General features: G+C 47.2%; 24 protein-coding genes. 13 read left to right on the top strand and 11 right to left on the bottom strand.

The features are described from left to right. Nucleotides 1–20: 20 nt before the first annotated feature. The 3 genes from MHB49_RS11130 (at nucleotide 21) to MHB49_RS11140 (ending at nucleotide 2,955) form a co-directional block, all read left to right on the top strand. A complete protein-coding gene (locus tag MHB49_RS11130; RefSeq protein WP_405156151.1) occupies nucleotides 21–1,430 on the top strand; it encodes a CapA family protein in 1,410 nt (469 codons plus the stop codon). Nucleotides 1,431–1,461: 31 nt separating this feature from the next. Then, on the top strand, nucleotides 1,462–2,214 hold the full coding sequence (locus tag MHB49_RS11135) for a glycerophosphodiester phosphodiesterase (RefSeq protein WP_405156152.1): 753 nt from the start codon (nucleotides 1,462–1,464) through the stop codon (nucleotides 2,212–2,214). A gap of 105 nt (nucleotides 2,215–2,319) precedes the next feature. Further along, nucleotides 2,320–2,955, top strand: a complete 636-nt coding sequence (locus MHB49_RS11140; RefSeq protein ID WP_405156153.1) for a fumarylacetoacetate hydrolase family protein — start codon at nucleotides 2,320–2,322, stop codon at nucleotides 2,953–2,955. A gap of 117 nt (nucleotides 2,956–3,072) precedes the next feature. On the opposite strand, the gene MHB49_RS11145 is transcribed toward MHB49_RS11140, so the two are convergent. Then, complete coding sequence (locus MHB49_RS11145; protein ID WP_405156154.1) at nucleotides 3,073–3,480, bottom strand: hypothetical protein; 408 nt, start codon at nucleotides 3,478–3,480, stop codon at nucleotides 3,073–3,075. 356 nt (nucleotides 3,481–3,836) lie between these two features. Here MHB49_RS11145 and MHB49_RS11150 point away from each other — a divergent pair, with 356 nt between their 5' ends. The 9 genes from MHB49_RS11150 (at nucleotide 3,837) to MHB49_RS11190 (ending at nucleotide 13,313) form a co-directional block, all read left to right on the top strand. After that, a complete protein-coding gene (locus tag MHB49_RS11150) occupies nucleotides 3,837–4,394 on the top strand; it encodes a MarR family winged helix-turn-helix transcriptional regulator (RefSeq protein ID WP_247901971.1) in 558 nt (185 codons plus the stop codon). Nucleotides 4,395–4,440: 46 nt separating this feature from the next. Then, a complete protein-coding gene (locus tag MHB49_RS11155) occupies nucleotides 4,441–5,880 on the top strand; it encodes an aryl-sulfate sulfotransferase (protein ID WP_405156155.1) in 1,440 nt (479 codons plus the stop codon). An 84-nt stretch (nucleotides 5,881–5,964) separates the two neighbouring features. Continuing rightward, nucleotides 5,965–6,957: an ABC transporter substrate-binding protein gene (locus tag MHB49_RS11160; RefSeq protein WP_405157104.1), complete on the top strand. Its 993-nt coding sequence runs from the start codon at nucleotides 5,965–5,967 to the stop codon at nucleotides 6,955–6,957. 26 nt (nucleotides 6,958–6,983) lie between these two features. Further along, the gene (locus MHB49_RS11165) at nucleotides 6,984–7,760 is read left to right on the top strand and encodes an ABC transporter ATP-binding protein (RefSeq protein WP_405156156.1); all 777 of its coding nucleotides are present in this window, start codon (nucleotides 6,984–6,986) and stop codon (nucleotides 7,758–7,760) included. 16 nt (nucleotides 7,761–7,776) lie between these two features. Beyond that, complete coding sequence (locus MHB49_RS11170; RefSeq protein WP_076292050.1) at nucleotides 7,777–8,550, top strand: ABC transporter permease; 774 nt, start codon at nucleotides 7,777–7,779, stop codon at nucleotides 8,548–8,550. Between the two features lie 236 nt (nucleotides 8,551–8,786). After that, entirely contained in the window at nucleotides 8,787–9,596 is an 810-nt protein-coding gene (locus MHB49_RS11175) for a DUF92 domain-containing protein (RefSeq protein ID WP_405156157.1), read from the top strand. A 13-nt stretch (nucleotides 9,597–9,609) separates the two neighbouring features. Then, nucleotides 9,610–10,188, top strand: a complete 579-nt coding sequence (locus tag MHB49_RS11180; RefSeq protein ID WP_247901976.1) for a TetR/AcrR family transcriptional regulator — start codon at nucleotides 9,610–9,612, stop codon at nucleotides 10,186–10,188. A gap of 73 nt (nucleotides 10,189–10,261) precedes the next feature. Then, the gene (locus MHB49_RS11185; protein WP_405156158.1) at nucleotides 10,262–12,196 is read left to right on the top strand and encodes an ABC-F family ATP-binding cassette domain-containing protein; all 1,935 of its coding nucleotides are present in this window, start codon (nucleotides 10,262–10,264) and stop codon (nucleotides 12,194–12,196) included. A 178-nt stretch (nucleotides 12,197–12,374) separates the two neighbouring features. Next, the gene (locus MHB49_RS11190; protein ID WP_405156159.1) at nucleotides 12,375–13,313 is read left to right on the top strand and encodes a hypothetical protein; all 939 of its coding nucleotides are present in this window, start codon (nucleotides 12,375–12,377) and stop codon (nucleotides 13,311–13,313) included. A gap of 194 nt (nucleotides 13,314–13,507) precedes the next feature. Here the strand turns inward: MHB49_RS11190 and MHB49_RS11195 are convergent, their stop codons facing one another. The 5 genes from MHB49_RS11195 to MHB49_RS11215 all read right to left on the bottom strand — a co-directional run bounded on the left by MHB49_RS11195 (nucleotide 13,508) and on the right by MHB49_RS11215 (nucleotide 17,607). Further along, entirely contained in the window at nucleotides 13,508–14,548 is a 1,041-nt protein-coding gene (locus MHB49_RS11195) for a M42 family metallopeptidase (RefSeq protein WP_405156160.1), read from the bottom strand. Nucleotides 14,549–14,670: 122 nt separating this feature from the next. Further along, on the bottom strand, nucleotides 14,671–15,057 hold the full coding sequence (locus MHB49_RS11200; protein WP_247901980.1) for a lipopolysaccharide assembly LapA domain-containing protein: 387 nt from the start codon (nucleotides 15,055–15,057) through the stop codon (nucleotides 14,671–14,673). Between the two features lie 136 nt (nucleotides 15,058–15,193). Continuing rightward, nucleotides 15,194–16,984 (bottom strand): oligoendopeptidase F, encoded by a 1,791-nt coding sequence (gene pepF / locus MHB49_RS11205; RefSeq protein ID WP_405157105.1) that lies wholly within the window; start codon nucleotides 16,982–16,984, stop codon nucleotides 15,194–15,196. A gap of 200 nt (nucleotides 16,985–17,184) precedes the next feature. Next, a complete protein-coding gene (locus MHB49_RS11210) occupies nucleotides 17,185–17,370 on the bottom strand; it encodes a hypothetical protein (RefSeq protein ID WP_247901981.1) in 186 nt (61 codons plus the stop codon). A gap of 3 nt (nucleotides 17,371–17,373) precedes the next feature. Further along, complete coding sequence (locus tag MHB49_RS11215; RefSeq protein WP_024629225.1) at nucleotides 17,374–17,607, bottom strand: hypothetical protein; 234 nt, start codon at nucleotides 17,605–17,607, stop codon at nucleotides 17,374–17,376. Between the two features lie 163 nt (nucleotides 17,608–17,770). On the opposite strand from MHB49_RS11215, the gene MHB49_RS11220 reads away from it, so the two are divergent. Beyond that, nucleotides 17,771–17,968, top strand: a complete 198-nt coding sequence (locus tag MHB49_RS11220; protein ID WP_017689394.1) for a cold shock domain-containing protein — start codon at nucleotides 17,771–17,773, stop codon at nucleotides 17,966–17,968. Between the two features lie 136 nt (nucleotides 17,969–18,104). Here the strand turns inward: MHB49_RS11220 and MHB49_RS11225 are convergent, their stop codons facing one another. The 5 genes from MHB49_RS11225 to MHB49_RS11245 form a co-directional block, all read right to left on the bottom strand. Further along, nucleotides 18,105–19,274: an MFS transporter gene (locus MHB49_RS11225; RefSeq protein ID WP_247901982.1), complete on the bottom strand. Its 1,170-nt coding sequence runs from the start codon at nucleotides 19,272–19,274 to the stop codon at nucleotides 18,105–18,107. Between the two features lie 36 nt (nucleotides 19,275–19,310). Then, the gene (locus MHB49_RS11230) at nucleotides 19,311–20,651 is read right to left on the bottom strand and encodes a multi antimicrobial extrusion protein MatE (protein WP_247901983.1); all 1,341 of its coding nucleotides are present in this window, start codon (nucleotides 20,649–20,651) and stop codon (nucleotides 19,311–19,313) included. Nucleotides 20,652–20,850: 199 nt separating this feature from the next. Next, a complete protein-coding gene (locus MHB49_RS11235; RefSeq protein WP_405156161.1) occupies nucleotides 20,851–22,335 on the bottom strand; it encodes an oligosaccharide flippase family protein in 1,485 nt (494 codons plus the stop codon). A gap of 81 nt (nucleotides 22,336–22,416) precedes the next feature. After that, nucleotides 22,417–23,352, bottom strand: a complete 936-nt coding sequence (locus tag MHB49_RS11240; protein ID WP_247901985.1) for an amidase domain-containing protein — start codon at nucleotides 23,350–23,352, stop codon at nucleotides 22,417–22,419. A 180-nt stretch (nucleotides 23,353–23,532) separates the two neighbouring features. Beyond that, nucleotides 23,533–24,147, bottom strand: coding sequence for a class F sortase (locus tag MHB49_RS11245; RefSeq protein WP_405156162.1), 615 nt, complete (start codon nucleotides 24,145–24,147; stop codon nucleotides 23,533–23,535). Nucleotides 24,148–24,180 lie beyond the last annotated feature (33 nt).

Genomic DNA, 24,180 nt, shown 5'->3' on the forward strand with positions numbered 1-24,180 from the left:
GTGAAGAAGAGGAGCTGCCTATGTATCCCCCAAGATCAAAACGAAGTGTACAGAAGAAAAAACAAAAACGTACCCGCAGCCGCCGGATTTGGATCGTTAATTTGGTACTGCTTGCGGCAATTGGACTCGTCGGCATCTATTATGCAGTGGGCATGCAGGATCAGCAAGCAGATCCGACGGTGACAGAAACGACTGTGAATCAGGAACCTGCGGATGAAGAGGGGCCTCAAGGCGGTGATCAGGTAAGTTCACCTGAAACGGATTCGGAGGCTGGTCATACTTCGGATGAAGGGTCGGAGGATTCCGTTGAGCGGGCAACTGAAAATTCCGGCGGTAAGTCGGATGAGGAAAAGCCTGATGCTGCAGGCTCCAAGGCAAATGGAAAGACAGATACAGGAACGAAAAAACCGACGGATACTCCCGCTTCTTCCGGCTCTAAGGAGAGCGAGGGTGACGGTATTGGGACGACAGAGCCATCTAACCCGGCGAAAAATGTAACCATCAACTTTGTTGGGGACATCCAGTTTTCGGGTAAAGTGGCTGAGTTATTGGATAAAAACGGCTATGATTATCCTTTTGCAAAGCTCGGCAACTTGTTCAAGGAAGATGATCTGACCATCGGCAACCTTGAAACCCCCGTTACCCTTGGCGGAACTGGTGCAGCAGACAAAACCTATGTATACAAATCTTCACCAAAGGCGCTCAAAGCGATGGCTTCAGCTGGTTTTGATGCGGTTAATTTGGCCAATAATCATATTCTGGATCAGGGCGTTGAAGGTTTGGTCGACACACTGACGTATCTCAAGGAATATGGTATTGCTTATACCGGGGCAGGCATGAACGAAAATGAGGCCTATGCACCTGCTTATCTGGAGCGCAAAGGCATGAAGATTGCACTGCTAGGATTCAGTCGGGTAGTGCCTGAAACAAGCTGGAAAGCGGAAGGAAATCGGGCAGGTGTTGCCGAAGCTTACAATTCCACAGGTGCGTTAAAGGCGATTCAGGAAGCCCGTCAAAAGGCTGATCTGGTCATCGTTGTTGCACACTGGGGAGAGGAGCGGGTCAGCACACCGAATAATGATCAGACTCGCCTGGCACATGAATTTGTAGATGCTGGAGCCGATCTGGTTATAGGCGGGCATCCCCATGTCTTGCAAGGGGTGGAGTACTATAAAGGCAAATGGATTGCATACAGTACAGGCAATTTTATTTTCTCAAGATCAACAACAGAGGAAACGTGGAAAACAGCGATTTTTCAGGCGAACTGTAGTAAGGATGCCAAATGCAGCATGAAGGTTATCCCTTATGAAGCAGGGTTGGGTCAAGCTATTCCGATGCTGGATGAAGCCAACAAACTGCTGCTGGAGCAGATGACACAGCTCTCGCCAGGTATTCGTTTTGATGCGAAGGGATTAGCATCGCCAAGTTAAAAAGCATTTTATTTATTTAGGAGGGGATGAAATGAACAACCTTTGTGTAGCGCACCGTGGATTTTCGTCCATTGCACCGGAAAATACGATGGCAGCATTTCTGCTTGCCATGGAACAGCCTGAAGTTCAGTGGATGGAGCTGGATGTACAGTTATCGCGTGATGGTGTGCCGGTAGTTATACATGACTTTACTTTTGACCGGACTACGAATGGAAAAGGACTCGTTCGGGAGACGGACTGGTCAGAAATACAGCAGCTTGATGCGGGTGCATGGAAGGGAAAAGCCTACAAGGGCGAGCGAGTTCCTGCTCTTAGTGAGGTGTTGGATCGTTGCTGTGGCAAAGTGCGATTGAATATTGAACTTAAAACGCAAGGAAACATGTATCCCGGCCTTCCGGCAGCAGTCATTCATGAGGTAAGGAAAAGACATATGCAGCATGATGTGGTCATCACTTCGTTTGAACCTGCGGCTCTGGTTGAGGTGAAGAAACTGGCTCCGGAGTTCAAAACGGGGTTGATTATTGATGCGCGTCCAGGTGATCTGGCAGCAGTGCTGCGGCAGATGAATTGCAGTTTTCTTTCCATCGGATACACCAATGTGGACAAATCGCTGATGCGCGAGATGCGTAATGAAGGCATTCAGGTCATGGCCTGGACAGTCGATGACAAAGTCATTATGAAAAGGCTCGCTGCGATTGATCCGGAACTGATGTTATGTACAAATCGGCCTGATGTGTGGGAACAGGCTTTTCAGGAAACGAGCAGCCGATTTTTCAGACCGTAAACTTTAATTTATATAATAGCGAAAATATGATATGTACTTATATAATAAAAAGATGAACTTGCTCCATATACGCTAATGAATCCGATAAAGGTGGTCGTAACATCCATGCTGACAAACATTCGCAATGTATACTGTGTAGGACGAAATTATAAACTTCATGCAGAAGAATTGGGTAACGCGGTTCCGGATGAACCGATGATCTTTATGAAGCCTTCCCATGCGGTTGTGGCCTTGAATAGTGAAACGCTGCAATTGCCTGCGACAAAGGGCGAGGTTCATTATGAGGCTGAACTGATCATTCAAATCGGGCGGGATTATGAGCCGGGTATGGCTGTGGATGAGTTGGTTGACGCGTATGCGTTTGGCATTGATTTTACATTACGTGACGTACAGACGGTTATTAAGAAAAAGGGCCATCCGTGGACAGCGGCCAAAGGGTTTAAGAACTCCGCTCCGGTTACTGCATTCCAGCCATTTCCGGGGGCCCAGGCTCTTCTTGAGAAAGACTTTACACTCACCAAGAACGGTGCCGAGGTCCAACGTGGCAATATTCGTAACATGATTTTCAGTCTACAGGCCATTGTGGATTATGTAGGTCATCATTACGGACTGGGACCTGGAGATATCATCTTTACAGGCACACCAGAAGGGGTTGGACCAACGGCAGCAGGAGATGTGCTTGAACTAGCCTGGGACGGCGAATCTTTGGGCAAATGCACGATTGCAGCAGCAGTTCAGTAAGTATCATACATCATCAATTTGCTTATTTAGAGTAAATATGAAACAGATAAGGGGCGTTTCGACGCTCCTTTTTGGCGTGCCCTCATTCTCTGCTAAAGCACATGGGAGACTATTCATTTACGCGAAGCTGTATGCTGTATTGGCACTCTCCGTGACCAACTCTTCCAATTCACTGCTTTGCACGGCGTGCTGCTCCGCGCTAATACTCCCACTTGCGAGTCGTTGATCTAATTGCTTCTTGAGCTGCCTTATTTGCAATGCGACAACCTGGTTATAGTCACCAGCGTTCTCATCTGCAATCATCCTCAGTGATTTACCCGCGTACAGATTCTGAACCAAGTCGTCTTCCGACTTTTGATTCAGAGCACTCAGCAACTCATCTCCGCTCTCGTCTTTGGTATCTATGTTAACGATGGACCATTTCGTCAAAGGTATAGGCGATATCGCTGATCTGCCCCAGGCTGTTCCTGCGAAAGACATGGTGATAATCATTGTTCCGACAATGATTACGCGCTTCATATTCATATGTATCATCCTCATTTCTATAGTTAAGTACGAACTGAATCGTAGCTGGTTTGATGTAACGCTCTGAGGATAGTGTAAACGGGAAAGCTGAAGTGAAACTTAAAACCGGATAAGTAATCTAAATATGAGGGACATCGAGCGAGCAGAAAACAAATTTAAATTCACACTTGACAGGTTGGGATAGTGGGTTATATGATGAACTCAATTATTTTAACACTAATTAAATGAACAGTGAAATAATTTGAACTGAAGCGAGCTGATTGGACCACCAAAGGCTCCCGGGACTACTCCACTATGGAATGTCCGCGGGAGCCTTTTTTCGTATTTGCTGCCGTTCAGTTAGACAGGAGGATGAAATGAACGATAACGACTGGGAAGCGTTGGAAAAGGCAGATTGGTTGTTTCGTAAAATGGTCAGACGATTCGTGAAAGAACGAGATCGCATATCGGTAGAGGGGGTCAGTTTACCAGGCATGCTCATCCTGCACAAAATCATTCGTGAAGGGGAACAGCGGCTGGGGGATTTGGCTGAACAACTGGATTTCACTTCAGGTGCCATTACAGCTTTAACAGACAAGTTGGAGAAAAAGGGGCTTACGATCCGCAGGCGCAAGGAAGATGACCGCCGGACGGTTCTGCTGGACATTACTGCAAGTGGACGGGAGATGTTTGCGCGGAACAGCAATATCGGTGCCCGATGTATCACGCTTCTGTTTGAGGGATTTACGACGGAGGAACTGGAGCAGCAAAGCCAATTTTATGAGCGGGTGATAGCGAATCTGGAGGGGTTCTCGGATACGCTGCTGGAATTGGCAGAGAACAATGGGAGACAGAAAAACGATCCATCCACCGAAAGTGACCCTGAACAGAAGCAGAGAGAGAATACCGGAAAGAGCAGCTATCTCAGTTATTAACGATTGATCCGATGTTAAAACCAACAATCCAAGGGAGAGATGATCAATGGGGCATTCAACAATTTATCCAACCGGAGCAACCGTATATAACCCTGATAAGGCTTGGGGCGGTTATACCGTCTATCAGGCAGGCGAGGAAGGGGTTGTACTGATTGATATGAATGGTAAGGAGGTTCACCTGTGGAAAGGGCTGCTGGGCTTCCCGGCCAAAGTCTTCCCCGGGGGTTTTGTATTGGGCAGCACAGGGCGAAGAGATCCGAAGTTCGGTATCCAGGACAACGTTGATTTGGTTCAGGTGGATTGGGATGGCAATATTGTGTGGAAATACAACAGCTACGAACACATTGAAGATACGGGATATGAACCGCTGTGGTACGCTCGTCAGCACCATGATTTCCAGCGCGAAGGCAATCCGGTCGGCTATTACGCCCCTGGGCTCGCACCAAAGACACAGAGCGGGAAGACACTGATTCTTGCTCATAAAAATGTGAATAACCCGTCCATTTCAGATAAGCCTTTGCTTGATGATGCCATTATAGAAGTCGATTGGGAGGGAAATGTATTATGGGAATGGCTGCCAAACGAGCACTTTGAGGAACTTGGATTCGATGAGGCTGCCCGTAATGTTCTGTTCCGTGACCCGAACACACGCTCATTTGGACATCTCGGTGGTGGGGTAGGTGATTGGCTGCATATTAATTCAGCTTCTTATGTTGGTCCAAACCATTTCTATGAAAATGGAGACGAGCGGTTCCACCCTGACAATATTATCTGGGATGCCAGAGAAGCAAATATTATCGCAATAACCGACAGACAGAGTGGAAAGATCGTATGGAAATTAGGTCCGGATTACTCTTTGCCTGAAGTGAAGCATATCGGCACTATTATTGGACAGCATCATGCGCATATCATTCCCAAAGGTTTGCCCGGAGAAGGAAATCTGCTGGTATTCGATAATGGCGGCTGGGCCGGTTATGGTCTACCTAATCCAGCTTCTCCATACGGCTTGAAACATGCCGTTCGCGACCATTCACGCGTGCTGGAGATCAATCCGGTGACCCTGGAGATCGTTTGGCAATATACATCTGCAGAAGCTGGATTCTCCGTTCCGACAGATTCCTATAAATTTTATAGTCCATATATTAGTTCCGCTCAGCGCCTGCCTAATGGAAACACGCTAATTACCGAAGGCTCCAATGGCAGACTGTTCGAGGTTACATCCGAGTATGAACTGGTTTGGGAATATATATCCCCTTATAAGGATGGACGGAACACCAATATGGTCTATCGTTCGTATCGTGTGCCTTATCACTGGGTACCACAGCTGGAGAAGCCTCAGGAGGTTGCCATTGATGCGATTGATGTGTCCGCCTTCAGAGTGCCGGGAGCAGCGCCCAAAGGTTCTTCATCCGTTGTAAGTGTTGAGGTAACACTGCCGTTTGTTGAAGGTGCAGCCTGTGTGGCAACGTCAGACGAAGGCAAGTAAGGTGGCGAAGAGCGACGAACAATGATTAGAACGAAAGGGGTGCACATTGTGAGAAAACCATCCACCTTAACTGGTGCGTTATTAATGCTCTTATCCATATTATTGATATTATCGGGATGTTCTGCAAACGAATCGGTATCCGAAGCAAAAGGCGCATCCGGCACTGAGGCCAAAAAAGTGAAAATCCGGATCGCAGATACAAGTACGAATCCAACGTTCAGGGTAGCCATTGCCAAAGGTTTCTTTGCAAGCCACGGTATTGATGCAGAGAGCATTACGTTTGGTTCGCCGGCGGAAGGTGTCAATGCGCTATTTATCAAGCAGGTGGATATTGCCTACGGCGCTGATTTTCCTGTATTGAACGCTTTGGCAAAAGGGGATTACTCCGTCATTGCTTCCGCAGGTCAGGCTACGAATGAAGCAGCAGCTGCATGGAAGTTGTATGCCAAGAACGATATACAGAGTGGTGCAGATCTGAAGGGTAAAAAAGTAAGTTTCATCCGCGGTACCTTTATTCCTTACCTGTGGGATGAATATTTGAAGGACCAGGGATTGGGTTTAAGTGATGTAACCCAGGTGGGTCAGGGAGCATTTGACGAAGCGTACATTGCACTAAAGCAGGGCGATCTAGATGCAACCTGGGTCATTGGTTCCGCCTTGACTGATAAGTTCGATGCGCTTGAAGGAGTACATCAGCTCATCGATATGTCCCAGACCCCTGTACGCCTTGGAATGGGGCTTGTAGCAAGCAATGATTTCATCCAGACGAACCCTGAAACAGTGAGTGGTTTTCTCGCGGCGCTGAATGAAGCCTCCGTGTATGCCCAGGCACATCCTGAAGAGGTTGCAGACCTGATGTATAAGGAAACCAAGCAGCCTAAGGAGGCCACATTGAAGGATCTGCCAATCAATCCATGGGAAGTTGGATTTACCCAGGCAGCTTATGACAGTCTGGCAGGGCAGAAGCAGTATATGGTGGATAACGGAATCATCGAACATGATTTTGATCTCGATAGCAAACTGAACCTGGAGCCCCTAAAGCAGACACTGCCAGATAAAGTGACTTATAGTAAATAACTCGCAAATTGAATGGAGGTGTTCTCATGTCCTTACCTGCAGATCAGCATACGATTCGTATCGAGCAGCTTCACAAAACATACAATGCCCCCACCCATGGGGATGTACACTATATTATCAAGGATGTCGATCTGGTCATCAAGGGAGGGGAATTCTTTGTCCTGCTTGGCCCCAGCGGATGTGGCAAGTCCACGCTTCTAAATATGATTGCAGGCTTTATCTCCAAGTCTGGCGGTCAGCTCAAGGTGGATAATAAGGAGATCGATAGACCGGGCAAGGATCGGGCCATGGTATTCCAGCAGGCGGATTCTTCTCTCTTTCCATGGCTTACCGTAAGGGAGAATGTGGAGTTTGGACTTCGGATGGCCAAGGTGCCCAAGTCTCAGCGGCGTACAATATCAGACCGATACATCGAGCTTGTTGGACTGGGTAGTCATGAAGCAAAATTTCCAAAGGAACTGTCAGGTGGCATGAAGCAGCGGGTGCAATTGGCCCGGGTGCTAGCTAACGATTCGGCCATCCTGTTGATGGATGAACCCTTTGGAGCGTTGGATGCAATGACTCGGCGTACGATGCAGAAAGAGCTGGTCAATATTTGGCAGGAGACGCACAAGACCGTTATTTTTGTCACTCATGATATTCAGGAGGCGCTCTTGCTGGGTCAACGGATAGGAATTATGTCCGTAGGGCCTTCATCCAAGATAACGGATATATATGACAATGCTCTGTCTTATCCGAGGAACATTGCTTCATCGGAGTTCAACACCCTATATGACCAGATTCAAAGCCATTTTGAAGAATAATTGAGGTGATAGCAAGATGAGGTGGTTGGAGAAAAAGTGGGTGTCTATCCCTCTATTGTGGGTGACGGTAATTCTGATTTGGCAGCTAGGGGCCATGCTCTATGGTCCTGAAGTGATTCCCGGTCCGTGGGATACCATTCTTGGTGCCCGTGAACTGCTTGCTGACGGTACACTGATGCAGTATATCGGAATTAGTTTTACACGTGTGCTTGCGGGTTGGGTGCTTGGCAGTGTGATAGCGATCCCGGTAGGGCTTATCATCGGCAAGGTTCATATGATTCGACTGTTTGCCGAACCTTTCCTTAATTTTATCCGCTTTATTCCGCCGATTGCATTCATTACCCTATTTCTGGTCTGGTTCGGGATCGGGGAGCAATCGAAGATTGCACTCATCATGTATGCAACGTTCTTCATCGTTGTGTTAAACACGCTGACAGGTGTACTCTCCATTGAAGAAGACAAGATCCGGTCAGCCCGCAGTATGGGAGCAAACGAATGGCAGATTTTGCTGCATGTCGTTGTTCCGGCGACGACTCCGTATATTTTCACAGGGGTACGACTGGCAATGGGCACTTCCTATATGGCCATTATCGGTGCGGAGATGATTGCTGCAAATGAAGGCGTGGGTTATCTGATCTGGAATTCCCGATTATTCTTTCGCACGGATTGGATCTTTGTCGGCCTGATTTCTCTGGGCTTTATGGGCTTTCTCACCGATCGGTTGTTCAATTGGTTTGGTCGCAGCGTGCTCTACCGTTATGGTGTCATTGGTGGAACGAAGCGGGTCTGAACTGGCGCTTGAGGTGATGGAGCTATCAGATCCTTGATCAAACGAAAGCAGGATCATGCATATCATGTATTGCAGTATCATTAGACCTGATTTGACAGCTTTCAAAGCTGCCGAATCAGGTTTTTGGTATGCGGGGCCAGGGAGTTTCGGCATTGGGATCAAACCGTGGTATAATTGAATTTCAAAAATATAAAACGTCATGTGGGCCATAGATACTGCCACATGCAGGAGAACTTATGGACTGGATTATTGGCGCCGTATGCGCTTTAATTGTGGCGGGTGCTGCCTACGCGAAGAAGTCGCTAACCCTGTCCGGCTGCCTGGCGGCTGTGATCATGGGGACGATATATTACGGAGCGGGCAACCTGTTCTGGTTTGGAACACTGCTGTTGTTTTTCATTACCTCAACGCTGTTCTCCAAATTTCGCAAGGATCGCAAGCAGGAGCTTGAGAAATCGTATGCGAAGACGGGCAATCGTGATGCGGGACAGGTCTTGGCTAACGGTGGAATCGGCATGTTTCTTGTGCTGGGGAACTGGGTTCTCCCACACCCGGCATGGATGTATGCTTTTATCGGTGTCATGGCTACCGTTACTTCAGATACATGGGCAACCGAGTGGGGAAGTCTCAGCCGTAAGCCGCCGCGCTCTGTTGTGACGTGGAAGGTGCTGACGCCAGGTACCTCTGGAGGTGTTTCATTACTTGGGACACTGGCTGCGGCCATAGGTGGAGCTTTAATCGGTGTGGGTGCGTTCTTCTTTTCCTGGATTGTCGGGATCGGGAGTTTGAATCTGCTCAGCTGGACGTGTGTCGGCCTAGTAGGCGGATTGGCAGGAGCTTTTGCCGATTCCTATCTGGGCGCAACAGTTCAGTATATGTATCGTTGTACTGTGTGCGGCCGTGAGGTCGAGGTGAGTGAACATTGTGGGCATAAAACCGTTCGGTCGCGTGGCTGGTCCTGGATGAGCAATGATTTGGTAAACGTGCTTAGTTCGGTGATCGGTGGAGGTTTGGCGATCGGTCTGGGTATCATTTTGGCGTTGTAGGGAGGGAGTGCATTTGAGCACTGTGCAGGGAGACAAATCTGAGGCTATTCTGGATGCAGCTTATGGTATTTTCGGTTCCAAAGGATTCTATGAGACGAAAATGTCCGATATTGCGGACGAAGCGGGCATTGCGAAAGGCACCATTTATTTATATTTCAAAAATAAGGAACAATTATTTGTTGCCGTATCCAAGCGGGATTGCGACAGTTTTATCAGTCGCCTGAATCATGCGTTGAACTCACATCAGAGTACGGGGGATAAGCTGGGCGCAATCGCCAAGACACACCTTACGTATTATTATGAGCGTCGCAATCATACCAAGCTGTTTTTTATGGCACCGAATAATGATCCGGACCTGATGAAATTCATGAAGGCATTTATGAATGAATATATGAGCATGGTGCGTGAGGTGTTAGAGAATGCTGGCGTACCTGAGCCTGTGCTGCTCGCAGAAGCTTATATCGGGATTCTTGATCGCCTCAAGATGGATATCATGCTGAATCCGGAGTTTAATGAGGAACATCTGAACAAACGAATTGCCTTTGCAGCAGCTCTGTTTCTGGATGGATGTCGTTCCTTTTTGCAAGTATAGCGTGAGTGGCGTTATTGCATCTTAAGTGCAGCTTTATATTGAATTTATTTTATAGAGAAGTAGGTTACGAGCAATGAACATAATGACGGTAGAGCAAGTTGCGAAAAGCTATGGTGAGAAAATATTGTTTAAAGACGCCTCGTTTGGCATGGGCGATCAGGACAAGATTGGTGTCGTTGGTGTCAATGGAACCGGGAAGTCCACGTTTTTGCGTGTTATTGCAGGCATGGAGCCAGCGGATGAGGGACAGATCTCGATTGGGAATGACGTGCGCATACAGTTCCTGGCACAGAATCCGCAGTTCAACCCGGATAATACGGTGCTGCAACAAGTATTCGAGGGCGACAGCCCGGAGATGAGAACAGTACGTGAGTATACGGAAACGATGGAGCTGCTGGAGCTTAATCCTTCCGATCCAGCACTGCAAGAACGTTTGTTGCGTTTGAACCAGCAGATGGAGCAGCTCCAGATTTGGCAGATGGAAAGTGAAGCCAAAAGCATTCTGTCCAAACTTGGCATTCGTCAATTTGATGCGCTGATGGGAACGTTGTCTGGTGGACAACGCAAACGGGTAGCGCTTGCCTCTGCACTGATTCATCCTTGCGAATTGCTCATTCTGGATGAGCCTACGAACCATATTGATAATGATTCCGTAGTTTGGCTGGAACAGTATTTGCAAAAACGGCGCGGCGCATTGCTCATGATTACGCATGATCGGTATTTCCTGGATCGTGTAGCCAATGTGATGCTGGAGCTGGATCATGGACGCTTGTTCCGGTATGAAGCCAACTATACCCGCTTTCTGGAACTGAAGGCTGAGCGTGAAGAGCGTGAATCCGCATCCGAACAAAAGCGGCAAAATCTGCTGCGCACGGAGCTCGCCTGGATTCGTCGCGGTGCCAAAGCACGGACTACGAAACAAAAAGCGAGAATTGATCGTTTCGAACAGTTGAAGGATCAACAGGGTCCCAATCGCTCAGGCTCACTAGAGGTATCCGTGGGCTCCACACGTTTGGGTAAAAAAATACTGGAGATTGAGCATCTGTCCAAATCGGCAGGCGGCCGCACATTGATTGACGATCTGAGTTACATTGCGGTACCAGGTGACCGGGTAGGTATTGTCGGCCCGAACGGCAGCGGTAAGTCGACCTTACTGCAAATGATTTCCGGGAAGCTGGAACCCGATGCCGGGGAGGTTGTTGTAGGCCCTACTGTTAATCTGGGTTACTTCACTCAGGAGCATCAGGAGATGAATGAATCTCTGCGGGTCATTGAGTATATTAAGGAAGTGGCCGAGAATATAAAAACGGCGGATGGATCTCTCATTACCGCAGCTCAGATGCTGGAACGTTTTCTCTTCACACCTGCGTCACAGTGGACACCCATCTCCCGTCTGTCTGGCGGAGAAAAGCGTCGTCTATACCTGCTGCGTGTGCTGATGGCTGCACCGAATGTTCTGCTGCTGGATGAGCCGACGAACGACCTGGACATTCAGACACTCGCTGTACTCGAAGATTACCTGGATGATTTCCCGGGTGTTGTATTTGTCGTGTCCCATGACCGGTATTTCCTGGATCGGACGGTGGATAAAGTACTGTCTTTTGAAGGTGGCGGTGCTGTGCGTGTGCATGTTGGGGACTATAGTGAATATGCAGAATGGATGCTGAAAAATGCTCCTGGATCTTCTCAGGATAGCGGGGCGGGAACAGCAGCTAAAGTGAAACCGGCAACGGAGGATAATAAACCTGCTGCCCCGGCGGCTAAACCTAAGCTGAAGTTCAGCTTCAAGGAACAGCGTGAATATGACCAGATTGATGAGAATATCGAGAAAGCTGAAGCCAATCTGGCCCGCATTAATAAAGAGATGGAAGAATCATTCAGTGATTCAGCTCGTCTGCAGGAGTTAATGGCAGAACAGGCTGAGGCGGAACGCCATCTGGATGAACTGATGGAACGATGGACCGTTCTGAATGAACTTGCGGAACAGATTGAAAATAGCAAGTCTTAAACTATATCCCAAAAGCTATATTCCAATGAATCGCCCTCTCTTCAAGAGTGACCAAACAGTCGCCTTTTGGGAAGGGCGATTTTTTTGCATGGAGGTAAATGAATTTATATGAAACGTTAACCATATTCGAACCGTTTATTAAATAAAGAAATTCATTGAAGGGGAGGAAACTACATCCATGTATAGAGAACTGAATGAACAATTGGCAGTGATTAAGGAAAAGGGGAGAATGTATGAGAAATGGAATGATCGGTTGGAGAAGCTGAACCAGGAGGAAGCGGAATGGAAAAGGAAAGTACAGCAGCGTCTGGAGCACCTGCAGAAGGAACAACATGATGTCGATCGACTCAACAGCATGACGTTATCCGCATTCTTTTATCATTTAATTGGCCAAAAAGAGGATCGACTGGAGAAAGAAGAATTGGAGTTAATGGAAAGTAAAGCAGAGTACGATACGGCTTGCCAGATGTTGAACGATATCCAGGAGCAACGCTCGCAAGTGCAGAAAGAACTGGACAAACAGCGGAAATATCAGTTCTGGCAGAGTGATTACAAGGTGTTATGGGGGAAGAAGGAAACGGATCTGCTGGAGAAAGATGCAGAATTACAGCAAATGGCTGAGGACCGAGAACATCTCTCGGGAGAGCTTCAGGAGCTAAATGAAGCGGATCAAGAGGGGCAGTACCTGCTCCTTGCACTTGAACGCGCTGAGAAGGCTTTGTCCTCTGCTGGAAACTGGGGAATATACGACATGATGGGTGGGGGAATGATCTCAACTCATATGAAGCGCAGCAGGATGGATGATGCCCAGGTTGCCATTATGGATGCTGGAAGACGTCTTCGCCGATTTCAGAAGGAGCTGGAAGATGTGAAGATGGCTGTAAACACGGAATTACACCTTGGTGGTTTGCTTTCATTCGCAGACTATTTCTTCGACAATCTCTTTGTGGACTGGATGGTGCAAGACAAAATTCGCAAAGCGGAGACTCAGGTGAAGGATGGACTAAGTGCAGTGCGAAGCACGTTGCATGTACTTAGGAATGAGATTCAGGAACACAGAGTGAAGTTGAAACTTCTGGACCGTAGTTATCATGAACGTGTTGAACGAGCGGATTAGACATTTCAGAAGAAAAAGGACACTTTCAGCATGCCCCTAAACGGCGCAGCAGAAGTGTCCTTTTTTTACATGATACAGGTGAATTATAGGTACCCAAGCCGGCGTGCATGCCCGACAAGATTGAGATCAAGAACTCTGATCATTTATTCAAATACTGTATAGCCATTCTATTTGCCGATGTCCATGTTTACCATTTACTTGGTTGTAATATATGCGGCAAGCAGTCTCGCTGTATTCAGGACAGCGTCTTTATGTGTGCGTTCCATGGAATGGGAAGCATGAACGCCCGGACCAATCAACGCAGCGCGGATGTTATTTCCTCCACGTAATGCTGCGCTGCCGTCGGAGCCGTATTGTGGATAAATATCAACGACATAATCAAGGTTTGCGTGTTTGGCCAGTTTGATCAGCCGAGTGGTCATATCGTAGTCATATGGTCCGGACGAATCCTTGGCACAGATAGATACATCCGTCTCCTTGCAGCTAAGGTCGTCGCCCATTGCGCCCATGTCTACAGCAATCAATTCGCTGATTTCGGCAGGAATATAAGAAGCGCCGTGTCCAACTTCTTCATAGTTCGAGATGAGCAGCGAAATGTTATGCAGAGGTTTCCAGTTTTCGCGATGTGCAGATTCCAGAATACCGAACAAGGCAGCTACGCTGGCTTTATCATCGAGGTGACGTGATTTGATATATCCGCTGGGCGTAATGAACGCACGGGCATCGAAGGAAATAAAGTCCCCGACAGAGATACCCAACGCCAGAACATCTTCCTTGGAAGAGACCACTTCATCAATACGCACTTCCATATGGCTCTCGCTTCTTTCAAACGTACGTGCATCTGGATAGACATGCACAGAAGGATGCAGGGAGAGGATGGTGCCTGTATAGGTCTTTCCGTCACGTGTGTGGATGGTGCAATACTCATTCTCGATACTGTTCATGGTAAAACCACCGACAGAAGTGAGCTTCAGTGTACCGTAGGAAGTGATGGAACGCACCATGGCTCCCAAAGTATCTACATGTGCACTCAGTCCGATCGTTCTGGAAGGATCTTGCCCTGGCAATGTGAGCACAGCTCCGCCTTTGTTGTTCAATTCAAAAGCGACATCGAGTGATTGGGCTTCCTTGCGGATCATCTCGATAATATCATGGGTATAACCGCTAGGGCTGGGGGTATCCAGTAGTTTTTTCAGAAAAGACAGGACATAGGATTCATTGATAGTAAAACTCATATGGGAATTTCCTCCTTGTTAATGGTTGTGTGCAGTAGAAAATTGTTCTAAAAACAGAATACAGCCTGTCTGGCAGAATGTACAATCCCATTCTTGATGGCCAGCAGGCTGCTTCAGATGTGTTACAGCGTACCCGAAGGATTTCCTTTTCGTTGACTCTGAATGGAATCGGACTCCACAGAAGCGTTGTCCGAATCAATCGTTCCGAATGTATCCATCGATTTAAACGAATCCAGAGAAGAAGAACTGCTTGCTGCAGAGCTTTCCAATTCGGATACACGTAACTGCAATTGCTTGTTCTCACGTTGCAGTCGATATTGGCGGAAGATACCATAAGACCCTACAATGATTCCACCGATTAGGGTGCAGCCCAGAATGAGCAGAATCAGGGGGATTTGAACCGTATTAAACAGCAGGTTAACTTGTACGGAATCCACATTTATAACCGCAAAAATTCCGGTAAGCAATGCAAAAACGAGACCTGCGATGAGTGTCCATTGCATTTTCATGGTGGTGCCTCCTTGTTGAACGATTCAGAGCTATGTATGCAATTACCCTAATACATGTATCTTGCATCTCGCTTGATTATAAAATCCCTTGCCCGAATGGGCAAGGGACACAGGTCACATGGACGAGAAAGCAACCTTATTTCGTTAGTTGTTCCATTTGCTCAATCAGTTCCTTGAACACACTCATTGCTTCGCGAATCGGCTCTGGCGTAGACATATCCACTCCTGCTTTTTTCAGGATGTTAATGGAATAGTCACTGCCACCGCTCTTGAGGAATCCAAGATAGCGGTCAACAGCAGGTTGGCCTTCTTCCAGAATTTGCTTGGAGAAACTGGTCGCTGCAGAGAAGCCGGTCGCATATTTGTACACATAGAAGCTGTTATAGAAGTGGGGAATACGAGCCCATTCCATTTCGATGTCTTTGTCCACAACCATGCTGTTTCCATGGTATTTGACGTTAAGGTCATAATAAATTTCGGAAAGCAGCTGAGGTGTGAGAGCTTCACCCTGTTCAGCGCGCTCGTGAATCATTTTTTCGAATTCTGCAAACATGGTTTGACGGAATACAGTGGTACGGAACTGATCTGCGTAATACGTCAGCAAGTACAGTTTTTCCTTCGGATCTGTCGATTTATGGAGCAGATAATCCATCAGCAAGGCTTCATTCGTTGTGGATGCAACTTCAGCCAGGAAAATGGTGTACTGTGCATCCCGATACGGAAGCGTAGTGTCCGAATAGTGGGAATGCAGCGCGTGGCCCATTTCATGTGCCAGTGTAAACATGCTGTTCAGGTTATCTTTGTGATTCAACAAGACGTAAGGGTGGGTGCCATAGGCTCCCCAGCTGTATGCTCCTGAACGTTTATTCTCATTTTCGTATACATCAATCCAGCGGTCATCATAGCCAGCCTGCAATGCATCTGCGTAATCCTTACCAAGCGGCTTCAAGCCATCTTTGACCGTTTGTTTTGCTTCCTCATAGGTAATGTCCATTTTGTACTCATCCACCAGTGGGGCGAAAAGGTCATACATATGCAGCTTATCTACGCCGAGCAATTTTTTGCGCAGGTCCATGTAACGGTGTAACAGCGGAAGGCTCTCATGAATCGTATCCACAAGATTGGTGTAGACATCCTTCGGAATGTTGTCTCCATAAAGGGACATTTCCATGACGGAAGGGTATTTCCGAACATCCGCATAAAACATGTTTTTGGTTACGTTGGCGTTCAGAGCCGCAGCAATCGTGTTCTTTTGCTTGGCATAAGTTTCATATACAGCTTTGAATGCACGTTCACGAACTTCCCGATTCGGATTTTCCAAGAACTGAATATAACTGCCGTGGGTTAGTTCCACTTCATTTCCATGCTCATCCTTGATTTTCGGGAACTTGAGATCAGCGTTGTTCAACATGCTAAAGATGGTTTGTGGTGCCTGTGACAGATTGCCTACCTGTGCGAGCAGTGCTTCCTCGGCTTGGCTCAGTACATGAGCCTTTTCACGTTTCATCTCTTCCAATGTGAACTTGTAGGCAGAGAGTTTCTCGTTGGCAATGAGGGCATCCAACTGATCATCCGGAAGGGACAAGATTTCGGGTGTGACATAAGATAGCGCTTCACCAACCTGCACGCTTAGCTTTTGTGCTTTTTGGGAAAGGTTTTGATATGTAGGATTAGCTGTGTCTTCATCTTGATGCATCCGTGCATACACAAAGAGGCGTTCGGTTTTGAGACTGATTTCATCCTCAAGTTCAAAACAGCTTTTGAGTGTTTCAGGTTTGTTCAGTTTGCCCTGGAATTCGGAGGCTTTCTTGGTCAAAGACGATACTTCTTCATATTCCTGATCCCAAGCTTTCTGATCGGCAAATAGATCTTCCAGTTTCCAGGTTTGTTCAGTAGGTACCTCGGAACGTTTCAATAATTGACTCATGGGAATCCTCCTTTGATGAAGTGATGAATATATAGACGAAGCTGCCTTCGTCCCACTCGCTTGTGCGGAGAGAGACGAAGGAATCAGACTAAGTACCAGCAGAATGAACAGCGATTTGCGGTATTTCAATAGCCTTCCTCCTCACTATACGAATAATCCCGTATAGTATGACCTGAGAGGCATTGAAATATTTGAAGAAGCTAGGCACCCATGTTCACCAAAAAGTAAACGATCAGGAAAAATGCGAAACAAATCAGCAGGGTGGCGATTAGAGCCATGCCCCGTCTTAGACGATCCGGGATGGAATTACGTCCCAGAATCAGCACGATTCCCAGGCAAAAAGCAAGAATAATAAAGATGACGACATTGCTTGAGTCAAGCTGCATGGGCTAGACCCCTTTGAAGGCCGCCATCAGTTGACGCCATTCATCCTCGCGGTTCTCAAAATCTTCTTTCGGGAAGCGGCGTTCAGCCCAGTGCATCAACGCAGGTCGGCTGAGGAAAGTATGGCATTCCTCGCCCCATTCTTCTGAAATCTCACGAAGCACCAGATATTTTCCTTGTACTTCCACGGTCATCATATTCCACTTGTCTGTTTTGTATATTTCATGTTTTTTTATCATAGGTAGTCTCCAAACTAACGGTTTTGGTAAAATGATACCGTACCCTACGATTCAAAGCAAATTTTTTCGGCTTTTAATGAAAAGATAAATTGCAAAGTGGAAATTCATACAGTATAATAAGGGTATTCGCCATAGATGGCGATATTTTTAGGAGGTTGTTCATTTGAAAGGTACAGTTAAATGGTTTAATGCAGAAAAAGGCTATGGCTTTATTTCAGTTGAAGGCGGCGAGGACGTATTCGTACATTTCTCCGCAATCCAAGGCGACGGCTTTAAAACATTGGAAGAAGGTCAAGCGGTAGAATTCGAAATCACTGATGGAAACCGTGGTCCTCAAGCAGCTAACGTAAACAAATTGTAAGAATATTTCCGGTCAAACGGATTTCTTATAAATGATTGGCTTCTAGCTGAATATAAGAACCCAAGCACAGTCCCCCCATGGGAGGCTGTGCTTTTTTTGATTTGTTGAGTTCCATAAGGGAAGTTCTCATAGTTGTTTATGCGCGGCTAGTCATGCTTGACCAAAGTTTTATGGAAAATCCAACAAGTGCGGCCAGGGAAAACGCCATCGCAGTGAGGTAGAAGGTGTTTCTATTGGTATGCTCCAGCAGCAATCCCCCCAGTGTTCCGCTGAGCAGACCGGAAGCGCTGGACCATACAATAGTGAATAGGGCCATACCAGTCGCGCGATAACCATCCGGAACAAGACGGGTAATGTAGCGGACCGCAGTTACGTAAAAGATGCCAAAGGTCACGCTGTGCATGGTTTGAATAGCAACGACCGCCGCGGGTGTATCCGAGATGGACATCAGAAACAAGCGAATCGTATACATCAGCGCAGCGATCGTGAGCAAAGGTAGTTCCTTGTAGCGATTGCCGTACCTGCTTAACAGCAGAAACACCGGAATTTCGCTTACGGATGAGATTAACAGCGACCAGCCGATTAACCCTTCACTGGCACCCAGATCTTTCAATGTAATGGTAAGAAAAGCTTCATTCATCCGGTGACCCAGAGCGAGCAGGAAAACACAGCCGAAAAAGGTGAGGACATCCCTTCGTTTCAAGATGGACCACAGCCCTGAGAGATCCATTTTAGTGCTGCTGCCGGAAGGCTGATCTTTCAATTGAAAACCGATCAGAAGTGTAGTCGCGGCCAGCACGATACATACCCACATCGTCCATCCTGGACCGAAAGATCCGAGAAAGTAGCCGATGCTTAACGCAAAGAACGCATATCCGATGGAGCCAAAGACACGAATGGAAGTGAAATTTCGCCCATACTTGCTCGCAGTTGTAATCGCCATCGTATCGGAAAGTGGGTAAACCGGGTAGTAGAAAAAGTAAAACAGTGTCACCAGTACAAATACCTGACCAAAGGATGTGGCATTGGCGAGCAGGACACCGGTAATCAGTTGTCCGGCAAGCAAGATGATCATTACTTTGCGTACAGTGTTGTAACGGTCACTGGCCATACTCCAGAACATGTTGGAGAATACGGAGACGAGAGGGCCAATCCCGTACAGATAACCGATTTCGGCCCGGCTGAATCCCAGATGACTGAAATAAAGCTGAAAATACGATACCACCAGTACAGTGGAACCGAAGATGGTGAACATGAGTGCCCGCAGCCAGTTCTGATCTGGGCGGGCGGTATGATTTGATTTCATGATGAAAAGCTCCATTCTTGATACAGTTCAAATTGATTATCCCTTGAGGGAGGATGATTTCCCGGATGAGGGTACATACATGGTAGGTTCCTTCTGTGTGCGCCGGATGACAAGCCAGACAATGACCAGCTCGGCAAGCAGACCGAGGGATTGAGCCACTGCGCCGATCATGCCGTTCCACGCAGGGAATATGCTAACCAGAATAAGCAGGACGATAACCGTGCATATGGCATTGGCCGATTGGGAGCGAAACATCGTTTTGGTCTGTCCACGCAGCAGAATCAAACCATTGCTGAAGTCGAGAAAAGGTGAAATCAGCGGAAACAGTACAAATGCACGCAGTGTCCACAAACTTTGCTGCAGCAGATTGCCCTGAACGCTCATCACATTCTCCAGTACCCACGGTCCAAGCGGGGTGTAGGCAATCGATACGGTCATGGCAAAAGGAACAAATCCGGTGACAAGTGCGAACTTCTTCACAAGTTTGGCATCAACAAGATAGAAGTTCAGCACGATCTGGTGAATGTATGTAAAAAAGCTCAGCATCAGCTGCATCAGACTGCTCGCAACGGCAAAGGAAGAAATGGCCAGAGCAATCCCGGTCGTTTTGCCAAGAACGATGTTGATGACGGGTCCGATAAACAGGGCCACGAAACTGGACAACAACAGTGGTTTATAAAAGCGAAAGACATCTCCCTTGTTCTCAACAGGATGATCCTCCAGCTTGGCTGGCATCTTGCGCTTGATGCTGTTCCCTTCGAGAAAACTGACCAAAGCCTCAATCATCATACCCGCGGCAAAAATGATAGCGCCTACACGTCCGCTGTCAATGCTGTCTGTATAGATGAAATACAAGGACAGGCCATACATGCCGGCAAGACGGAATAACATGCCGATCGTCAGCCATTTCGTACGGTTATTCGTAATAATGATGCCCTGATAGATATTGCGGATGACCGAAAAGATGCTGACATACATAAGAATCTCGTAAACGTCAATCACTTTGGATAACAGATCCGGGCTTACGCCAAACAGATATTTGAATACACCTGTACCAATGGGAGAATATACGATGAGAAATCCGATCAGAAGCACACAAGCGAGAAATATTTTGGTCACAAACGTGAGGGCCTGAAAGGAAAGGCGGTCCCGAACCAGCGCTGAACAGGTTTGACGCAGCAGGGTTGAAGGGCGCTCGGTGAGAGTCAGCAGGCTACCGGCGATGGCGTAGCTGGCAATGACCGTCTCGGGATGAGCGGAACGTGCGAGTGTGCTGTTAATGATTACGTGCGAAATGGTAACGAGAGAGGCGGATATGCCAAGCGGCACAAAAAATGCAAATAACCGTCTCCACGAAAGTGGTTCACTTGACGTCATGTCAACGACTCCTTTGATGGATGAAATGAATGGATGAAATAAAGTGAGTATCACATAATGCTTACATAAAACAGATGCCCGCCAGCATTGAATGCCAGCGGGTCAAAAAGTTTCCGATACTTTTGAAAGATTAAAGACATTATATTCTTGTCGGGAGTTGATGTAAATAGATGGCATTGTGACAATCGACAATTGAATGTCAACTTCTCAAGCGATATTGGATCATCAGATAAATGCCATTCAAGAAGAAAAACAGCAAAATGTTTGGGAGAATGGCATAGCTTCCCCAGTTCACGGTCAGGCTGCTCCACTCGCTCATCCATATCACAAATCCCGAGATCGCCCCGACCATCAGGACATGAACAGCAAGATTGCCGATGCGAATCTCTTTGAGCAAGCTTCTCAATCCAATCAGATTTCCAGACATGATGATGAATTCCATCAGCACTACACCCGCCACTGCACCTTTAAGATGAAATCCATCAAGAGGGATCAGGAAGTAATGGCAGAGGGTAGCCGCAGTAATGCCGATTGCCGTTCCGATCAAACTGATTTTTTTGTTATCCTGTGACCACAATATACTGGTGGATACCTCACGCAGGCCGACAAGCAGCGGTATGATGCTTAACCAGCGAATCAGCTCTGCGGTTGCTGCAGAATTGAAAAAGAGCTGTGCCAGATCGCGGTTGAAAATCCATAAAAAGGAGCTGGAGGCGATTCCCAAAATCCACACCATCTCCATGGTTTTCCTGCTTTTCTTTGCAAAATAATCATAAGCCTGTTCCTGCCAAGAGAGAACAAGCTTCATGGTCAGAGTATGTGATATGGCCGCAGTTATAATGGTTGGCATATAAACAACTAGCATGGCCATACCCATAAGCAGGCCGTACATTGCAGTCGCTTGTGTGGAGGTGTAGCCTGCGGTTTGCAGCCTTGACGGAATAATGACCGCATCCAGCATGTCGGAAAATGGAATCAGCAGCCGTGTGAGGGAAATAACCAGGGAGCTTTTGATAAACCAAAAGCCGTCAGCCCTCCCTGTGGGGACACAAGTATGTATTTCATTCTGTTGCCCGGCATGACGCAAAAAAAGAAGCAGGATCACAAAAGCTGCAATTCCGCCCATCGCCGTTCCAATCAGACTTCTTCCGACCGCCGCCATTACACCTTGAGGCAGCCACAGCCAGGTAATGCCTAACATCAGCCCGACACGAACCGCTTGTTCCATTATCTCTGAGATAGCAATGGCACCATAATGTTCAAGACCTTGCAAATAGCCTCGCAGCAGGCTTAACAGAGGCACGACGAATATGGCCAGGGACAGAGAGCGTATAAATGGCTCCAGAACAGGGGTTCCCAGCCACTTGGAAATGGTTGAAGAGTAGGCGAGTGTAAATAAACAGATCGTTCCGCCAATGAGCATCAGCAAGGTAGATAAGCGCTTGAACCAGACCCAGCCAAGCGCTGGTCTCCTAGCTGTATACATGGCAAGGGAGGTAGGAAGCCCTCCCGTAATTAACATAAGCATAAAACCGAAATAGGAATAGGCGATCTGAAATAAACCTATACCTTCAGGGCCCGCCATACGGGTAAGTATGACACGTCCAGTCAGACCGATCGCTTTGACCAGAGAGACAGCACCGATGCGGATACCCGTCTGCTTGAGACCGGGAGGGATATTCATCCATTTCACTCCATCCAACACAAACATCTTGTCCATCATTTATATGAGCCAAGGGTGCCAAGTATGTGTGTTGTGGCGTAATCAGTCCTGAATATGGATGAGAATATACGACGTTTTGTTGTCCCATCCCAGATCAAACGGGGCCTGAAAGCGGTCAGCTGTGTGAGAATTGACAAGGGGGTAGCCGCGTTGATCGAATCCGGTCACGATGGAAAAGTGATCCACATCATTATGCATGACATGGGCGATCAGATCGCCAGCCTCCAATTTGCCTATCGCCCCATAAGGGTGAGCGGCCGTTTTTTCGACCAGTTTCGAGAACGAGTCGGTGGCGATTCTTTTGCCATACCCGGAATATATCAGGAAATTTTTGAATGCGTCCGTCTGTACCCACGTTTTGGTGCCGCCCTTGGGGAAATGATATCTCCACGGACCGCTCATGGGCAATCCTCCGCCTTCCTCCCGGTCGCCAAGCACCTGGGAAGCAAAATTGGTACAGTCGCCCCCGAGATTATTGTAATTTTTGTATTTGGCATTATACCTAACCTTGTCATTGGTTCTCCAAGCGATTCCGGCATATTTGTTTGCATAAGCTACCGCTTGCTTTCTTTTGTACTTCTTGCCATCCTTCAGCACCGGTCGATCGGGCGGCGGAGAGGGAATTCCTTCGGCAATCAGACGAGGATTCTCTTCCAGCGGGTCCAGGTACCATTCCTTCGAGACGATCCATTGATCATGAACTTTTTTCAGCGTGACAGCATGCCATGTTCCGAGCCCGAACGAATGACTGGCTGACATTTGATCATTATAGGCGTAGGTGATCTGCTGCGAATGACCCAAAGAAACGGTGGCTGTCTGATCCTTGATATGGATTTTGGAGATATGGATTTTGGACTTACAGTCGGTAATCTTCATGTTTCGATATTTGGCCCATGTATGAAGATACGTTTTGCGTTTGACTTCCATTGTGTAAGCCTGACGGCTCAAAGGAGATTTAATATCATAATACTGTTCCATGTGATGATTGCGTTCTGCTAAGTAATTTGATCTTTGTGAAAAAAGGTCTTCCAGATTTTTCTTGACCTCATATTCTGTTATGGAAGATGCTTCTGCTGGGCTCACTCGATGTATAGTTATAAACAAACTGCATATCAGGAGCATAGTTATCCACTTATACATGTCTTCTCCTCTTGAAAGTTATTCAACCAATCGGGTATACACGATCAGGCGTTTTTCGTGTTCCTTTTTTTTGCGATCGTATTTTCCTGTACATGTGATCAGATTCAGCTGCTTTTCAGGGGTATCACCGAATATTTTCTCCAAAGGTGCTTCCTGCGTGTAATAGGATTGAACCGCCAGAACCTCATATTTGAGATATTGGTTATTCTGGTCAAACAGCAAAACAAAAGAACCCGGTTTCAGATGCTTGAGAGGGTAAAATATGGCTGGACCTGTATAGTTGTCTACATGACCCGCAACAATTGCATTTCCCTTTTCTCCAGGCAAAACTCCATCTACATATAAACCGGCCACCTCACTGGACTTGGGTACTTGCAATTGTCCATCTGCTGACAGATGAATAGGAATGATTGAAGTACTCAAATGAACCGATGGAATACACAAACGAACCGGCTTCTTCATGACTATGGATTGCGGAATCCTTGTCTGTATCTCGGGATCAGCACTAGTCTGATCTTTAGGAGCTGATGTTTGGAAAGCGGTCTGTTCCTTCATGTTATTTGCTGGAGATAAGATAAGGCATGCAATGATTAAAAAAATTACAATTGCGGCGAATGAAGTGTTGTTTTTCATACGTTTCTCATCCTTAATGATAAATTGAAGAAT

Origin of the sequence: Paenibacillus sp. FSL K6-0108 (assembly GCF_045040695.1) — a bacterium.
Classification (GTDB): domain Bacteria; phylum Bacillota; class Bacilli; order Paenibacillales; family Paenibacillaceae; genus Paenibacillus; species Paenibacillus pabuli_B.

Coding starts and splice junctions, on each gene's coding strand:
- MHB49_RS11130 (WP_405156151.1), top strand. CDS start 21: ATGTATCCCCCAAGATCAAAACGAAGTGTACAGAAGAAAAAACAAAAA.
- MHB49_RS11135 (WP_405156152.1), top strand. CDS start 1,462: ATGAACAACCTTTGTGTAGCGCACCGTGGATTTTCGTCCATTGCACCG.
- MHB49_RS11140 (WP_405156153.1), top strand. CDS start 2,320: ATGCTGACAAACATTCGCAATGTATACTGTGTAGGACGAAATTATAAA.
- MHB49_RS11145 (WP_405156154.1), bottom strand. CDS start 3,480: ATGAATATGAAGCGCGTAATCATTGTCGGAACAATGATTATCACCATG.
- MHB49_RS11150 (WP_247901971.1), top strand. CDS start 3,837: ATGAACGATAACGACTGGGAAGCGTTGGAAAAGGCAGATTGGTTGTTT.
- MHB49_RS11155 (WP_405156155.1), top strand. CDS start 4,441: ATGGGGCATTCAACAATTTATCCAACCGGAGCAACCGTATATAACCCT.
- MHB49_RS11160 (WP_405157104.1), top strand. CDS start 5,965: ATGCTCTTATCCATATTATTGATATTATCGGGATGTTCTGCAAACGAA.
- MHB49_RS11165 (WP_405156156.1), top strand. CDS start 6,984: ATGTCCTTACCTGCAGATCAGCATACGATTCGTATCGAGCAGCTTCAC.
- MHB49_RS11170 (WP_076292050.1), top strand. CDS start 7,777: ATGAGGTGGTTGGAGAAAAAGTGGGTGTCTATCCCTCTATTGTGGGTG.
- MHB49_RS11175 (WP_405156157.1), top strand. CDS start 8,787: ATGGACTGGATTATTGGCGCCGTATGCGCTTTAATTGTGGCGGGTGCT.
- MHB49_RS11185 (WP_405156158.1), top strand. CDS start 10,262: ATGAACATAATGACGGTAGAGCAAGTTGCGAAAAGCTATGGTGAGAAA.
- MHB49_RS11190 (WP_405156159.1), top strand. CDS start 12,375: ATGTATAGAGAACTGAATGAACAATTGGCAGTGATTAAGGAAAAGGGG.
- MHB49_RS11195 (WP_405156160.1), bottom strand. CDS start 14,548: ATGAGTTTTACTATCAATGAATCCTATGTCCTGTCTTTTCTGAAAAAA.
- MHB49_RS11200 (WP_247901980.1), bottom strand. CDS start 15,057: ATGAAAATGCAATGGACACTCATCGCAGGTCTCGTTTTTGCATTGCTT.
- pepF (WP_405157105.1), bottom strand. CDS start 16,984: ATGAGTCAATTATTGAAACGTTCCGAGGTACCTACTGAACAAACCTGG.
- MHB49_RS11210 (WP_247901981.1), bottom strand. CDS start 17,370: ATGCAGCTTGACTCAAGCAATGTCGTCATCTTTATTATTCTTGCTTTT.
- MHB49_RS11215 (WP_024629225.1), bottom strand. CDS start 17,607: ATGATAAAAAAACATGAAATATACAAAACAGACAAGTGGAATATGATG.
- MHB49_RS11225 (WP_247901982.1), bottom strand. CDS start 19,274: ATGAAATCAAATCATACCGCCCGCCCAGATCAGAACTGGCTGCGGGCA.
- MHB49_RS11230 (WP_247901983.1), bottom strand. CDS start 20,651: ATGACGTCAAGTGAACCACTTTCGTGGAGACGGTTATTTGCATTTTTT.
- MHB49_RS11235 (WP_405156161.1), bottom strand. CDS start 22,335: ATGAATATCCCTCCCGGTCTCAAGCAGACGGGTATCCGCATCGGTGCT.
- MHB49_RS11240 (WP_247901985.1), bottom strand. CDS start 23,352: ATGGAACAGTATTATGATATTAAATCTCCTTTGAGCCGTCAGGCTTAC.
- MHB49_RS11245 (WP_405156162.1), bottom strand. CDS start 24,147: ATGAAAAACAACACTTCATTCGCCGCAATTGTAATTTTTTTAATCATT.